Source organism: Mariprofundus sp. KV (genome assembly GCF_013387475.1).
Lineage (GTDB): Bacteria > Pseudomonadota > Zetaproteobacteria > Mariprofundales > Mariprofundaceae > Mariprofundus.
The window spans coordinates 68,569-83,130 of sequence record NZ_VWNB01000006.1 but is presented as its reverse complement, the minus strand read 5'-3'; the positions used below and the strand labels follow the sequence as shown (position 1 = coordinate 83,130).

Here is a 14,562-nt window from a genome sequence, read left to right as displayed (position 1 = left end):
CCCGTCATGAATAATAATACTCGATTCGTTTTTGTAACCGGCGGGGTGGTCTCATCACTCGGCAAAGGTATCGCTGCCGCCTCTCTTGCGGCCCTCTTTGAAGCACGTGGTCTGAAGGTCACGATGCAGAAGCTTGACCCCTATATCAATGTGGATCCCGGCACCATGAGTCCGTTTCAGCACGGTGAGGTTTTTGTCACCGATGATGGTGCTGAGACCGACCTTGATCTGGGTCACTATGAACGTTTCACTCACGCCACGATGTCCAAACGCTCCAACTTCACCAGCGGCCGTATTTACGAGTCGGTGATTCGTCGTGAGCGCCGTGGTGATTATCTGGGCGCCACAGTGCAGGTGATTCCCCATATTACCGATGCGATCAAGAATGCTATTCTCTCACTGCGCTCTGAAGATGTGGATATCGCACTGGTTGAGATCGGTGGCACGGTCGGTGATATCGAGTCGCAGCCGTTCCTCGAAGCGATTCGTCAGCTGCGTTTTGATCTGGGTCGTAAAAATACTGCCTATATTCACCTTACCCTGCTGCCTTACATCAAATCAGCCGGTGAGATTAAATCCAAGCCGACTCAGCACTCGGTGCAGAAGTTGCGTGAAATCGGTATCCAGCCGGATGTGTTGCTGTGCAGGTCCGAGCATCCGATTCCAAAGGGTCAGAAAGATAAGATTGCCCTGTTCTGTAATGTTGATCGCGATGCAGTCATTGATGCGCCTGATGTCGATACGATCTACGGCGTGCCGTTAACGCTGCGTGAGGGTGGTCTTGGTAAAGTTGTGCTTGATCATTTCGGCATGGATACACCTGAGCCGGATCTCTCTGTCTGGGAGAACATCTGCCGCGAGATCAGAGAGCCTGAGCAGGAGATCAGCATCGCCATGGTTGGCAAATATGTTGAACTTGCAGATGCCTACAAATCGGTCAATGAAGCGTTGATTCATGGCGGCATGAGCAATGGCGTGCGTGTTAAAATAAAATATTTCGATGCTGAATCGCTGGAGAAAAAGGGCACCGGTTGTCTGGAAGGTATGGATGGTATCCTGGTGCCGGGCGGTTTTGGTGAGCGTGGCACAGAAGGCAAGATTGCAGCGATCCGATATGCGCGTGAAAACGGCGTACCGTTCCTCGGTATCTGTCTGGGTATGCAGCTGGCTGTGGTTGAATTCGCACGTCATGTCGCTGGCCTTGATAAAGCGATCAGCAGTGAGTTTGATGAACGTGCCGAGCAGCCTGTCATCGCATTGATGACCGAGTGGGAGCAGGAGGGCAGTCGTGTTCAGCGTGACTTCGACAGCGACCTGGGCGGCACAATGCGGCTCGGTGGCTATCCATGCAAGGTGATTGAAGGTACACATGCTTTTGCTGCCTACGGCGAGAGTGAGATTCGTGAGCGTCACCGTCACCGTTATGAGTTTAACAACACCTACCGTACTCAACTTGAAGAGGCAGGCCTGATTGTATCAGGTACACTGCCGGATAATTCGCTGGTGGAGATGGTAGAGGTGGCTGATCATCCATGGTTTGTTGCTTGCCAGTTCCATCCCGAGTTCTTGTCGCGCCCATACAAGCCGCATCCTCTGTTTGCAGCATTTGTAGGTGCCAGTAAAGAGAAGGCGACGATCTGATGGCTTCAGTCGTCTCTGTAGGCGACATCAGGATCGCCAATCATCTGCCATTGGTTCTTTTTGCCGGGCCATGTGTCATTGAAGGTGAATCCTTTACCCTGAAAACAGCCGAAGCGATTGCTGCGATCGCTGCAGATGCGGGTGTGCCGCTGGTGTTCAAATCGAGCTTTGATAAAGCCAACCGTACAAGCAAAGATGGTTTTCGAGGCCCCGGTCTTGATGAGGGGCTGAAGATTCTGCAACGGGTTAAGGATGATCTCGGTCTGCCGATTATCACTGATGTGCATACGCCTGAGCAGGCTAAAGCAGTGGCCGAGGTCGCCGACATACTACAGACCCCGGCATTTCTCTGTCGTCAGACCGATTTTATTCAGGCTGTGGCAGAGACCGGTAAACCTGTGAATATCAAGAAGGGGCAGTTTCTGGCTCCCTGGGATATGAAACATGTGCTCGATAAGGCGCTGGCGACCGGTAATAACCAGATCATGCTCTGTGAGCGAGGCGCAAGTTTTGGCTACAATAATCTTGTGTCGGATATGCGCTCGCTGCTGGTGATGAAAGAGTTTGGCGCACCACTTGTTTTTGATGCCACCCATTCGGTACAACAGCCGGGTGGCCTTGGTGGTGCAACCGGCGGTAATCGCGAATTTGTGCCGGGTCTGTCACAGGCTGCTGTGGCCACAGGCATTGCAGCACTATTTATGGAGGTGCATCCGGATCCGGATAAAGCACTCTCCGATGGTCCCAATTCGCTGGCCCTGGCTGATCTGCCGAAGCTGCTGAACCGCCTGAAACGGTTGGATGAGATCGCCAAAGAGAGTTAACGGCACCGGTCAGGATGACCTGCCGAAATAAATTGAAACGAAAGAAAGATGTTCGGCAATCGGGTCGGACACAGGAGATAAGAGAGTGAGTGAAATTGTAAAAGTCCATGGACGGGAAATTTTTGATTCTCGTGGTAACCCAACCGTTGAGGTTGATGTAACACTGGCTGGTGGTGCCTTTGCACGTGCAGCAGTTCCAAGTGGTGCCTCCACAGGTTCGCGCGAAGCCGTAGAGCTGCGCGATGGCGGCTCCCGCCTTGAAGGTAAAGGTGTTAAAAATGCTGTGGCCAATGTCAATGGTGCTATTGCAGCGGCTGTGAAAGGTATGGATGCAGCTGATCTGGCGGCTCTGGATAACGCACTGATTAAGCTTGATGGTACAGCAAACAAAGGACGTCTGGGTGCGAATGCGATTCTCGGTGTATCGATGGCTGTAGCCAAGGCACAGGCCACAGAGAATGGCCAGTCGCTGTTCCGTTATCTCGGTGGCGCTGATGCCAATCTGATGCCGGTTCCGTGCATGAACGTGATCAATGGCGGTTCCCACGCTGATAACAGTATCGATTTTCAGGAGTACATGATCGCACCTGCCGGTGCATCCTCATTCGCTGAATCGATGGATATGGGTGCTGAAGTTTTCCATGCGCTGAAATCTGTACTTAAAGCCGGTGGTCATATCACTGCCGTGGGTGATGAGGGCGGTTTTGCCCCGAATCTCGGATCCAATGAAGAGGGTATCACCGTTATCCTTGAAGCGATTGAGAAAGCAGGCCTGAAGGCTGGCTCCGATATTGTGATCTGTTCGGATATGGCTGCATCTGAATTCTACCGTGACGGCATGTATGTGCTGGCCGGTGAAGGCAACCGCAAGCTTGACGCTGCAGGTATGGTTGATCTGATTGACTCACTCTGCAGACAGTATCCGATTGTCTCCATTGAAGATGGTCTGGACGAGAATGACTGGGATGGCTGGAAACTGTTGACTGAACGTGTCGGCAAACGTGTGCAGCTGGTCGGTGATGATCTGTTTGTAACCAATCCTGCGATTCTCAAAGAGGGCATCGATAAGGGTATTGCCAACGCGCTGCTGGTGAAGGTCAACCAGATCGGCACGCTGACCGAGACGATCGCTGCGGTGAACATGGCACACGATGCAGGCTACCGCTGCATGATGAGCCACCGCTCGGGTGAGACCGAGGATGCAACTATTGCTGATCTGGCCGTGGCACTCTCAACCGGTCAGATCAAGACCGGTTCGGCATCGCGCTCAGATCGTATGGCAAAATATAATCAGCTGCTGCGTATTGAAGAGGAGCTTGGTAGTGCTGCACGTTTCGCCGGCCATGCTGCTTTCGGTCTCTCTTCCTGATTGGGGAGAGAAGGCCGCGCCTGTTGGCGCAGTGAGTATCTGAAGTGGTGAAATTGGCAGGTCGCTGGCTCTTCTGGGGACTCTCCGGCGTTGCCCTCTGTTACATGACCTGGAGCCTGATTTTTTCCGATCACGGCTATCTGGTCTATCGCCAGGAGGCGATGCAGACCGGCATGCTCAGGCAGGAGCTTGAAGAGCTTCTGGCTGATCGGGAGCGACTGGCCGAAGAGGTGCTTCGGCTGAGAAATGATCCTGATGCACTTGAGGAGCTGGTGCACCGTGAGTTGGGATATGTCTACCCCGATGAGATCATGTTGATTATGCCGGAAGGCAGAAGCAGTGAGGTGTCAGGCGTGAAGCGTGAGGGGAGCAAGCGGTGAAACGCTCTCATCATGAGTTACGTGCATGGCAGGAAGCCATGAACTTTGTTGAAACTGTTTATCAGATCACCTCGGGTTTTCCGGATCATGAGAAATTCGGTCTGACTTCTCAAATAGAGAGGGCAGCTGTTTCAGTGCCAAGTAACATTGCAGAGGGAGCAGGACGAAGTGGAGAAAAGGAGTTTCTCAGGTTTCTCTATATCGCACGTGGTTCATTGTGTGAGATTGAAACACAATTGCTGATCGCTCAGCGTCTGGGGTATGTTTCAAACATGGAAAAAGTGATGGATGAGATGAATATACTGTTTGGTTTGCTCGGTGGCCTGATTAATTCGCTTCAAAAAAGAGGTGATGCGTGAGCCATGTCGCCTCACCCCTCGCCCCTAACGCCTTACAGGTAACCACCCGCTTTGCACCATCACCGACAGGGCTGCTGCATCTGGGTAATGTGCGTACTGCGCTGCTCAACTGGCTCTATGCCCGCAAACATGGCGGCTCTTTTCTGCTGCGCTTCGAAGATACCGATCAGGATCGTTCACAAATTGAATATATCGAGGCGATTAAAGCGGATCTGAGCTGGCTGGGTGTGGATTGGCATGGTGATGTGCTGTTTCAGTCTGAGCATGCCGCCAAACACGCTGATGCCCTTGAGAGGCTGGCTGCCAGGGGATTGGCCTATCGCTGTTTCTGCAGTGAATCCAAACTCAATCTCGACCGCAAACTTGCTACATCCCGTGGTCTGCCACCCCGTTATGCCGGTCGTTGTCGGCATCTCGATGCTGAGCAGGTAGCCGAGCGTGCCGCTAGTGAACCCTTTGTCTGGCGCCTGGCGATCCATGCCGAAGAGGGTGAAGTGATTGTACCTGATGCTCTGCATGGCGATGTCACCTTTGCCCGGCGTGATCTTGATGATCCGGTAGTGGTGCGTTCTGATGGCAGCTTCACCTTCCTGCTGCCCAATGCTGTGGATGATGCTGTTGATGGTATCACGCACGTACTGCGCGGCGATGATCACCTGACCAACTCCGCCTATCAGGTCTGGTTACTCAGCAGTCTCGGTTATCAGCCGCCGATCTATTTTCATCACGGGTTACTGCTCGGTCAGGATGGGGCAAAGCTATCCAAACGCAGTGGTAGCCACTCAGTCGCTGAACTGCGCGAAGAGGGACTTATTCCTGCCGCACTGGTGCAGACGATGGCCAGACTCGGACACCCGAATATGCCCGATACTCTGCACGATTCAGCGGCCATTGCTGCCCATTTTGATGCTGAACACGTCTCAACCAGCTCGGTACGCTGGTCGGATGATGAGATGTGGCGATGGCATACACGCCTGCTGCATGAGCTTGATAGTGAACTTCTGATTCCGATGATCAGACCATTTGTACCGGAGGTGCATCCGCAGCGACTGGTTGAGTTTGCCGCCCTGATTGAGAGAAATCTTGAACGCGCCAGTGATGCTGCACTGTTTCAGCGGCTGCTTGATATTGATGCGCCACTGGAGGCTGAGGCTCTGCCTGTACTTTGCGAAGCGGGTGCTGAATTTTATCAGCATGCACTGGATGTATGGCAATCCGTTGATGCGCAGAGTTGGCAGGGATTGACTGCAGGTGTGAAAGAGAAAACCGGCTGTAAAGGTAAGGCGCTGTTTATGCCGCTGCGAGTCGCACTCAGCGGTGCACTACACGGGCCTGAGATGAGTGATGTGGTGGCATTTCTCGGTAGTGAAAATATTGTGGCCAGACTTGAGGGTGCGAAACATCTCTGTTTAGAGGGGCAGGCGGGATCATGAGTTTACAGGTATATAATACGATCAGTCGTAATAAGGAGACGTTCACACCTCTGGTTGAGGGCAAGGTAGGCATGTATGTCTGCGGTGTAACGGTTTATGACTACTGCCATGTCGGCCATGCCCGCGTGATGATCGTCTTTGATATCATCAACCGCTGGCTGAAGCAGATCGGATATGACGTCGACTATGTGCGTAACTTCACCGATGTAGATGATAAAATTATTGCCCGTGCGGCTGAGCGTGGCATTGCTATTGATCAGCTTACCAACGAGATGATTGCAGCCTTTTACGAGGATGCTGATGCGCTGGGCTGTGATCGGCCTACCCATGAACCGCGTGCCACTGCCCATATGGATGAGATGATTGCCATGATCGAGGCACTTGTGCAGCGCGGTTGTGCTTATGTCTCCGCTTCCGGTGATGTGCTCTATGCGGTGCGTGAGTTCGCTGCTTACGGTAAATTGTCAGGAAAAAACATTGATGATCTGGAGTCGGGCAGTCGTGTTGATGTGGATAATACAAAACGTGACCCGCTCGATTTTGTGCTTTGGAAGATGGCTAAACCTGAAGAGCCGGCATGGGACTCTCCGTGGGGCCGTGGCCGCCCCGGCTGGCATATTGAGTGCTCAGCGATGAGCTGTTCACACCTGGGCTCCACCTTCGATATTCATGGTGGCGGCATGGATCTGAAATTTCCGCATCATGAGAATGAGATAGCGCAGGCCTGTGCTGCCAACGACGGCAACTTTGCCCGCTACTGGCTGCATAACGGCTTTGTGAATATCAACTCCGAGAAGATGTCCAAGTCACTCGGCAACTTCTTCACCATCCGCGAAGTACTGAAAACCTATCATCCTGAAGTGTTGCGTATGTTTATGCTCGGCACCCACTACCGCTCGCCTCTGGATTTCTCAGACCGGGCACTTGATGAGGCTAAAACAGCACTCGACCGCATCTATGAGACAAGAAAACGCATTGCTGAGACTGCAGCTATTGTAGATGCTGCACTACCTGCGCGTTTTGTTGATGCGATGAATGATGATTTCAACACCACTGAAGCACTGGCGGTACTGTTTGATCTGAGTCGTGCGCTGAATAAAGGACTCAATGAAAAATCTGATGTTGCTGAGCTTATCGGCCAGTTTACCGCCATCACCAAATTGCTCGGCATTGCCCGGCATGATGTGAATGAGTGGTTCCAGGGTGGTGAATCCGATACTGATCGGATCGACGCACTGATCGCTGAACGTGCAGAAGCCAAGAAAGCCCGTGACTTCGCCCGAGCTGATGCCATCCGCAATGAACTGGCCGCAGAGGGTATCGTGCTGGAGGATACCGCTGCCGGAACCACCTGGAAAAAAGCCTGATCTGAGCGGCTCCAGCCCACGACCTCCCTCGAAGAGGGTCTGGGTAAATTCGTACATTGATTTCTACAGCAAGTAACTGTTGATCAGCTTGTCCCCCATTTGGGGGACATACAATCGTTTTCTATTCAACTATTCTTCTCATCAGGAATGATTACGTTCGTCACTTATCATGCCAAAAAGAATAAAGTTAATTGGAGAGAGCAGATGAAAAGAGGATTGTTTTTTTGCTTGGTCACAGCATCAATCATGCTTGCAGGTTGCGGTAGTGCCAGAAATATTGTTACTGAACCGACAACAACAATATATAAAACAGATGTAATTGAGGTCACCAAGGCCAACTCAACAGTTCAAGTGCCAGATGAATTTGTGGCTTATTTTGATAAAAGACTACGATCTGAAGTGCATAAGTCATTTGCCAACGGAAATAAGCTAAGATTGGAGTACCGGTTTATCAGCTTTGATGAAGGTAGTCGTTTCAAGCGATATATGGGTGGCGGTATTGGTAACTGGGGACAAGGCACTCTGTTGATTCAGGCAGACTTTTATGATGAAAATGGTAATAAACTTAGTTCCATGCAGACCGATGCTGTTATAAGCGGGGGTTTTTTTGGGGGGTCATTTGAAAGTGCCATTGATCTTGCAGTTGAAAAGATGACTGAATACGCCATCGCAAATTTCAAAGGATAAGCTGATTAACGAAAGATATCGTGATTCTATTCTCTGCGATGGGTTGGGTTTGACACTGGAGAATGGTCGACGGAGGTATTGAGTTAATTATGATAAAAAAACAGCAGCCGGGTTAAGAGCTGCTGTTTTTGTTTGCGGTTAAGGCTTCTGATCAGAAGCTGGCTCTGTAGTGCGGATCAAGCCAGCATTTAGGTAGTGCTTCGCCGGATGGGAAGACCATTCCGGATTTTTCAACTTCCATGGGATCACCAGCCTCTTCACCAGCGTGGTAGCGAACGGTGACTGAGGAAGCGTTGGGATCGATTAACTCACTCACATTGACTACCTCGGCCAGATCGCCGTTTCTTGCATTTTTCAGGAACATATCAGCCTCCTGTAGTTGAAATCAGTGAACTGACTTCACTACTAGTGTAGGCCATCTATCTGTTGCCTGCCAACCACAGTTTTATTGTGGCTCCTCACTGGCTGCAGGTGCAGTCGGTGCGATCAGGACAATATCGATGCGACGGTTTTTGGTGCGACCGGCGGCTGTCTCATTGTTGGCAATCGGCTTCTCTTCACCGTGACCAATAGCAGAGACACGGCTTTCACTGTTCTCCATCTGTAGTAGCAGGTGGTCACGAACGGCATTGGCACGGCGCTCTGATAGCTCCTGATTGTACTCATTGGTGCCCATGAAGTCGGTATGTCCCTCCACGCGAACAGCGCGACCCGGGAAGATTTCGATCGATTTGATTGTATTGTCCAGTATCACATAGGCTTCAGGTGGAATCACAGCACTGCCACTGAGGAAGTTGAGCTTCTTCAGACGCAGGATTACATCGGCATCAGGTGTGAGCAGAATCTCCACCATCGCAGGATCAAAGAGTTTAGTCAGGCGTTTGATCTTGGCTTCTGCTTCACGTTTAAGCTGCAGTTTACGGCGTACTTCGGCCATGTCGGAGAGTTCACCCTCATAACGGGCCAGCTTCTCACCGAGCTCGCGCACCTGTTTATCTGCATCTTCAATCTGAGCCAGATGCTCCGATTGCATATCTTCAATAGCCTGTTTAAGCAGGGCCAATTGAACTTCAGGGCTCTGGGAGCGATCGAGCTGCAGGCCAAGGGCATTGGCAAGGATGGCCATGCGTGCATCACTGGCATCAATCCATGACTCTACCGTGGCTGGTTTGTGATCGAACTGAGTACCGAGTCTGGATACACGAATGGCGTGTTGAGCAGCCTGCTCTCCTTGCTGGGAGATCGAGTAGGCTTCACTCTGTGCATCGGGATTGGCTTTGATCAGTTTTTCCACGCTGGCCTGAGCCTGAGTGGCTCTGTTCAATGCTTCAGGGGCGAAGTTGCGCGCCTTCTGCTTGCGTGCGGCGGCAATGCTTTTAGAGATAGGGCGAACGAACTGTTCGCGTGCGGCCACAGTCTGTGCGGCCTGGAAGGTGAGGCGGGCAATCTTGGCTTCCCGTTTTGCACTCTTAAGGTTGCCGCTCTCTGCCGCTTCAACGACACGGGCAAACTCTCTTTCAGAGCGCTCACCAAGATCATCACGCACATAGTTGTCACCGGCAAGCTTCAGACGGTCACGTGAGTCCACCAGTGCAGGGAAATTGCGGGTGAACTTCTCGGATAGTTTTGATGCTTCTCTGGCAGCAAGGATTGCTTCATCAATAAGAATCTCCACTCTGCCTCTATCCTTATGGGAGGCCAGCAGGTTCTCTGCTTCGGCAAGCCTGGCTGTGGCGCTGCTAAAGTGTGCAGGTGCGAATTCCGATGCGCGTAGAGCTTCAGCTTCGGTGATGGCAGCTTTGGCATCATCCATCGGTGTTGCCTGCAGTGACCCCGCTGTTAACAGTGACAGGGTCAGACAGGTTGCAAAAAACAGACGCAATAACATAGATAACTCCTCTTTTCAGACACAGTGTGGCTGATTGAATGGCGAATTATCAGCAGCACTTGATGCGTTGCTGTGACGATTCACACATTTTCTAATGCATGATCGTTTGATAGAGACTGTTTGGACTGACTGCGCTTAGCGGAAGTAGTTGTTGCGGTAGAATGCCAGCTCTTTGATTGATTCGCGCACATCTGCAAGAGCCAGATGTTCAGCATCTTTCAGGGGGGTGCGAACCTTCGGATACCAGCGACGGCCAAGCTCTTTGATGGTGCTGACATCGATATTGCGATAATGCACATAACCCTCAAGTTCGCGCATGTAACGGACAAGAAAACGACGATCCTGATGAATGGAGTTGCCACACAGCGGTGAGCAGCGTTCAGGCACATATTTTTTGATGAAATTGAGCGTCTGAGTTTCTGCCTTGCGCATGCTGATGGTGGAGTTGCGTACTTTGGCTGTCAGTCCGGACTGGGCATGATGCTGTGTACACCACTCATCCATGTTATCGAGCACCTCATCAGGCTGATGGATGACGATACTCGGCCCCTCAGCGATAATGTTCAGTTCGCCATCCGTGATGATGGTTGCGATCTCCAGGATGGTTTCGCGATCAGGATCAAGACCGCTCATCTCGAGGTCCATCCAGACCAGATTGTGTCGATTTATTGTCATGGCATCACCTTAAACAATTTTTATGCCGAAAGCATCTGCAAGTTGCAGAAGTATCGCATCTGTTGTGTCAAAGTGAACCCAGGCGTGTTGCCAAGCGCGTCTGACAGGGTAGTGACGGCGGTAGCCGGTAAAGGCGCGGGGCAGCTCAGTTGCGGTACATTCAACCCACCCCTTCATCGAATCATGATCATCCATAATGGGGTAGAGGGCACTGGCAGCCCGATAGAGTGAAAACCAGTGATCATCTGCATAGTCGACATGTAGCGGTGGCGGTATAGAGGGCAGGCGCGCCTGCATATCCCATGCAGCATCAAGCTCCAGAAAGCGGCACAGGGCCCGGTGAACATAGAGCGTATTGGCGGCTTTGCCATCGAGTGAATGGCCTGCGATATGGGGTGTGGCAATAGCCATCTGCGGGTGCTGCAGAAGCGAGATCATGGGCCTGGGCTCAAACTCCCAGCAGTCCAGTGCGGCAAATCTGGATGCGTCCCCATCCAGCCACTTCAGCAGGGCGGCATTGTCGACACAGCCACCGCGGGCGGCATTAAAGATGCCAACACCTTTGAAACGGTTGAACTGCTGCGCATTAAGCAAGTGGGCGGTTGCATCTTCTCCGTCGCGAATCATCGGCGTGTGCAGGCTGATGATATCAGCCTGCTCAAGCAGCTCATCCAGTGTTGAAAAGCCCTCATTTCCCTCACTGCGGGCGCGTGGAGGATCATTGCGCAGCACCTTCATGCCGATCGCTTCACACACTTCTGCCAGTACTGAACCGATGCGGCCAACCCCGATAATGCCGATGCTGCTCTCAGGGATAGCGATCAATCCGTTGACATGCAGATGGAGAAGCGAGGTGATCATGTATTCGATGACCGAGCCGGTGGATGAACCTGCTGCGTTGGCCCAGACAATGCCGTTATCATCGAGCCACTGTTTGTCGTAGTGGTCATCGCCAATGGTGGCCGTAGCTGCGAATTTTACGGGCGTGCCTTGAAGAAGTTCAGCATTCACTTTTGTTGATGAGCGAGTAAGCAGGATGTCGGTATCAAGCAGTGCTTCACGGGTGATATCGCGGCTCTCTAACATGGTGAGTTTGGCATTGAAGCCGCCCAGTTCAGAGAAGGCGGATTCAACCCCCCAGATGTGGGCATCAGCGACAATATTCAGCCTGGAACTCATTGGCTAACGATGACGATTACAAATTGCACAGCAAGTTATTTGTTGCTCAGTGGTGCTGTTGAACAGAGAGCATCTGAGAAAATTATCCGAGCTGCTGGATGCGCTTGATCAGTGCGGTGGTGGAGTGACCATCAACAAAGGTGATAACCGAAACATGGCCACCGTTATCGCGAACCTCTTTGGCGCCCACGATATCTTCCGGTGTATAATCACCGCCTTTGATAAGGATATCCGGCAGCAGGGTCTTAATCAGCTCAAGCGGTGTCTGTTCAGCAAAGGGGACAACCAGATCCACGGCTTTGAGAGCGGCAAGCATACATTTTCTGTCTGACAGCGGGTTAATCGGGCGGCTGGGCCCTTTCAGTCCGGAAATGGAATCATCATCATTAAGACCAACAATCAGCACATCACCGAGGGCCCGGGCCTTGCCCAGATAGTCGATGTGGCCGGGATGCAGAAGATCGAAACAGCCGTTGGTGAAGACAATGGTTTTACCCTGCTCTCGCCATGCAGCAACCTGGCTGCGAGCTGCCTCCCATTCGGCGGCATGGTTCATTTTTGGGCGACCTGCATCAGATCAATGACAGCGGTAACACCCTGGATCGACAGGGCAAGTTTTTTGGCATGCTCGCGCTGTACAAAATCGTTCACAATACCCTGCAGGTATACTTTGCCGTTCACCGTCTCCACCTTGATGGCATAACCGGATACCTGATCATCGTTAAACAGTTTGGATTTAACCTGTGTGGTGATCCAGCTGTCCTCCATGATCGAACCGATCCTGGGTGTGCCGATCAGCAGTTCAGAATGCACTGAACGAACACCGCGAATCGACTTGGTGATAAAGATGGCGCGTTCGATATGGCGCTGAGTGGGCAGGTGACCGGTCAGGGTGGCGGCACCATGAATCACCTGCACGCTGACCCAGCGTGACGGCATATCCCTTTCGGCAATCAGACGCGCATCAATCTTGGCGGTCAGCGATGCATCATCAAGCTGGGTGCCGATGCTGCGTTCATCATTGACCGAGGTGCCAACAGCGGCGGTACCACCGACAACGGCTGCGAAACAGCCTGAGAGTGAGAACATCATCAACAGAATAAGTAACGGGCGTAGCATTAGCATTAAAAACTCCATGAAACTATATGACTCGGCACAGTTGCAGAGCAGTAATTCGGTTTGTGCAATGCTGCCGATTTTATACGGCAGGTCTAGCTGGCTTTATACCACTTCATCACCTAAAGCTTCCAGTACAGAGGCAAAGAGCAGAGGCACAAGAATCTCATCCGGGCCGGACAACCAGTAACCCTGACCATCGGGTTGCGACAGGCGTGTTACCACATCGGTAATCGCCGAGCAGCTGGCTGCCGGATCAATCACCGCAGTTGTCACCCCCTCGATATTTTGGCCTACATTACGGGCTGCATCGACGGCCTGCAGAAGTACACGCGGCATAATCACGCTGGAAGCGACATTGACGATCACACCGTGGCTCGACTCTGCCAGCATACCGGCCAGCAGTCGGAAATCCCTGAACGCGGATGCACCGAGCGATTCGCCATGTGAGGCCGGATGCATGCCAAAGGCATCGGCACCAATGGCCGGATGTACAGTAACGGGAATGCCATAGCGTTCGGCAGTCGCAACAATGGAGTGATCGAGATGTTCAAACTCTGATTCCAGCAGTCGTTGGCCGACACTCTTGCCGATCCCCCAGTTTTCAGTGATACCAAAATTGATGGCATCATTGATCAGGCAGCCGGTCTCCTCAGTCAGGCAGTAGTTACCACTGTTGAGTTCGCGCTCCCGTGGCGAAACAGTCTGTCCGAGAATGGCAATCTCTACATCCTGCTCCAGTGCGGCTCCGGTGAGCGCCAGTCCACTGATGATACGCTGCTCAATCAGGCGGCAGATCAGTGGTCCCAGACCTGAATCAAGGACATGACCACCACAGGCGAGAATCACCTGGTGGTTGTGGCGGTGGGCGGTGACAATTGCATCGCGCAGGCGGAAGAGGTCGGCAGCACAGCCGAGATTAGGCAGGCTGCAGAGAAAGTTCTCAAGGCCGCTGCCAGCCCTATAGGGGGCGGCAAAATCCATGCCTTCACTATCCACTTTGCGATCGGCGAGCGGCGTGGTTGTCAATTTGGTGAACGAGAGAGGTTTAATGGTCATGGCTTGTCTCCAAACATGTGCTGATCAACAAGGGAGCAGATGATATGCAGGCAGGTGATATGCATCTCCTGAATGCGCGGGGTAGAGTTGTGCGGAATATTGATATGGAATTTGATGTTGGCATTGCAGCCGAGCGTGCCGCCATCACGACCAGTGAGGGCGATGGTCTGCATGCCCGCTTCGGCAGCGGCATCGGCAGCGGCTGATACATTATTTGAGGTGCCACTGGTTGAGATGGCCAGTAGCAGATCACCGGGGCGGCCCAGTGCCTGCACCTGACGGGAGAACACCTGATCGAAAGAGAAGTCATTGGCGATACTGGTGATCACTGAGGCGTCATGGGTCAGTGCCACAGCAGGGAGACCACGGCGGTTGATCTCAAAACGGTTAACCAGTTCGGCAGCAAAATGCTGGGCATCGGCAGCTGAACCGCCATTGCCGCAGGCAAGGATCTTTCCGCCAGCTTCAATGCAATCGACAATAGCTCCTGCTGCATCCAGCAACGGCTGGGAGAGTATATCCAGACATTGTCTGCGAAGTTCGATGCCATCTGTTATGGCCTGATTGATCAGTTCTGGTTTCATA

At 52.3% G+C, this 14,562-nt stretch carries 16 protein-coding genes; 8 read left to right on the top strand and 8 right to left on the bottom strand.

All coding sequences use genetic code 11. The features are described 5' to 3' along the window. Window positions 1-6: 6 nt before the first annotated feature. The 8 genes from F3F93_RS06285 (at window position 7) to F3F93_RS06250 (ending at window position 8,060) form a co-directional block, all read left to right on the top strand. Window positions 7-1,641, top strand: coding sequence for a CTP synthase (locus tag F3F93_RS06285; RefSeq protein WP_176958316.1), 1,635 nt, complete (start codon window positions 7-9; stop codon window positions 1,639-1,641). Continuing rightward, complete coding sequence (kdsA, locus tag F3F93_RS06280; RefSeq protein ID WP_176958315.1) at window positions 1,641-2,465, top strand: 3-deoxy-8-phosphooctulonate synthase; 825 nt, start codon at window positions 1,641-1,643, stop codon at window positions 2,463-2,465. The genes F3F93_RS06285 and kdsA overlap by 1 nt, the downstream gene beginning before the upstream one ends. Window positions 2,466-2,550: 85 nt before the next feature. Then, entirely contained in the window at window positions 2,551-3,834 is a 1,284-nt protein-coding gene (eno, locus tag F3F93_RS06275) for a phosphopyruvate hydratase (RefSeq protein WP_176958314.1), read from the top strand. A 47-nt stretch (window positions 3,835-3,881) separates the two neighbouring features. After that, window positions 3,882-4,214: a septum formation initiator family protein gene (locus tag F3F93_RS06270; RefSeq protein ID WP_347239215.1), complete on the top strand. Its 333-nt coding sequence runs from the start codon at window positions 3,882-3,884 to the stop codon at window positions 4,212-4,214. Next, a complete protein-coding gene (locus F3F93_RS06265) occupies window positions 4,211-4,573 on the top strand; it encodes a four helix bundle protein (protein WP_176958313.1) in 363 nt (120 codons plus the stop codon). Before F3F93_RS06270 ends, F3F93_RS06265 begins: the two co-directional genes overlap by 4 nt. Further along, window positions 4,570-6,006, top strand: coding sequence for a glutamate--tRNA ligase (gene gltX / locus F3F93_RS06260; RefSeq protein WP_176958312.1), 1,437 nt, complete (start codon window positions 4,570-4,572; stop codon window positions 6,004-6,006). The genes F3F93_RS06265 and gltX overlap by 4 nt, the downstream gene beginning before the upstream one ends. Then, window positions 6,003-7,373 (top strand): cysteine--tRNA ligase, encoded by a 1,371-nt coding sequence (gene cysS / locus F3F93_RS06255; protein WP_176958311.1) that lies wholly within the window; start codon window positions 6,003-6,005, stop codon window positions 7,371-7,373. Before gltX ends, cysS begins: the two co-directional genes overlap by 4 nt. A 204-nt stretch (window positions 7,374-7,577) precedes the next feature. Next, window positions 7,578-8,060: a DUF4410 domain-containing protein gene (locus tag F3F93_RS06250; protein ID WP_176958310.1), complete on the top strand. Its 483-nt coding sequence runs from the start codon at window positions 7,578-7,580 to the stop codon at window positions 8,058-8,060. Between the two features lie 151 nt (window positions 8,061-8,211). On the opposite strand, the gene F3F93_RS06245 is transcribed toward F3F93_RS06250, so the two are convergent. The 8 genes from F3F93_RS06245 to F3F93_RS06210 form a co-directional block, all read right to left on the bottom strand. Next, on the bottom strand, window positions 8,212-8,424 hold the full coding sequence (locus F3F93_RS06245; RefSeq protein WP_176958309.1) for an acetyltransferase: 213 nt from the start codon (window positions 8,422-8,424) through the stop codon (window positions 8,212-8,214). A gap of 81 nt (window positions 8,425-8,505) precedes the next feature. Further along, the gene (locus tag F3F93_RS06240) at window positions 8,506-9,948 is read right to left on the bottom strand and encodes an OmpA family protein (protein ID WP_176958308.1); all 1,443 of its coding nucleotides are present in this window, start codon (window positions 9,946-9,948) and stop codon (window positions 8,506-8,508) included. A 135-nt stretch (window positions 9,949-10,083) separates the two neighbouring features. Beyond that, a complete protein-coding gene (gene orn, locus F3F93_RS06235; protein WP_176958307.1) occupies window positions 10,084-10,623 on the bottom strand; it encodes an oligoribonuclease in 540 nt (179 codons plus the stop codon). A 9-nt stretch (window positions 10,624-10,632) separates the two neighbouring features. Then, window positions 10,633-11,802 (bottom strand): 4-phosphoerythronate dehydrogenase, encoded by a 1,170-nt coding sequence (locus tag F3F93_RS06230; protein ID WP_176958306.1) that lies wholly within the window; start codon window positions 11,800-11,802, stop codon window positions 10,633-10,635. A gap of 82 nt (window positions 11,803-11,884) precedes the next feature. Beyond that, the gene (gene rfaE2, locus F3F93_RS06225) at window positions 11,885-12,358 is read right to left on the bottom strand and encodes a D-glycero-beta-D-manno-heptose 1-phosphate adenylyltransferase (RefSeq protein WP_176958305.1); all 474 of its coding nucleotides are present in this window, start codon (window positions 12,356-12,358) and stop codon (window positions 11,885-11,887) included. Beyond that, a complete protein-coding gene (locus tag F3F93_RS06220) occupies window positions 12,355-12,927 on the bottom strand; it encodes a BON domain-containing protein (RefSeq protein WP_176958304.1) in 573 nt (190 codons plus the stop codon). The genes rfaE2 and F3F93_RS06220 overlap by 4 nt, the downstream gene beginning before the upstream one ends. A 96-nt stretch (window positions 12,928-13,023) precedes the next feature. After that, window positions 13,024-13,977, bottom strand: a complete 954-nt coding sequence (locus tag F3F93_RS06215) for a deoxyhypusine synthase family protein (RefSeq protein WP_176958303.1) — start codon at window positions 13,975-13,977, stop codon at window positions 13,024-13,026. Beyond that, on the bottom strand, window positions 13,974-14,561 hold the full coding sequence (locus F3F93_RS06210) for an SIS domain-containing protein (RefSeq protein WP_176958302.1): 588 nt from the start codon (window positions 14,559-14,561) through the stop codon (window positions 13,974-13,976). Before F3F93_RS06210 ends, F3F93_RS06215 begins: the two co-directional genes overlap by 4 nt. Window position 14,562 lies beyond the last annotated feature (1 nt).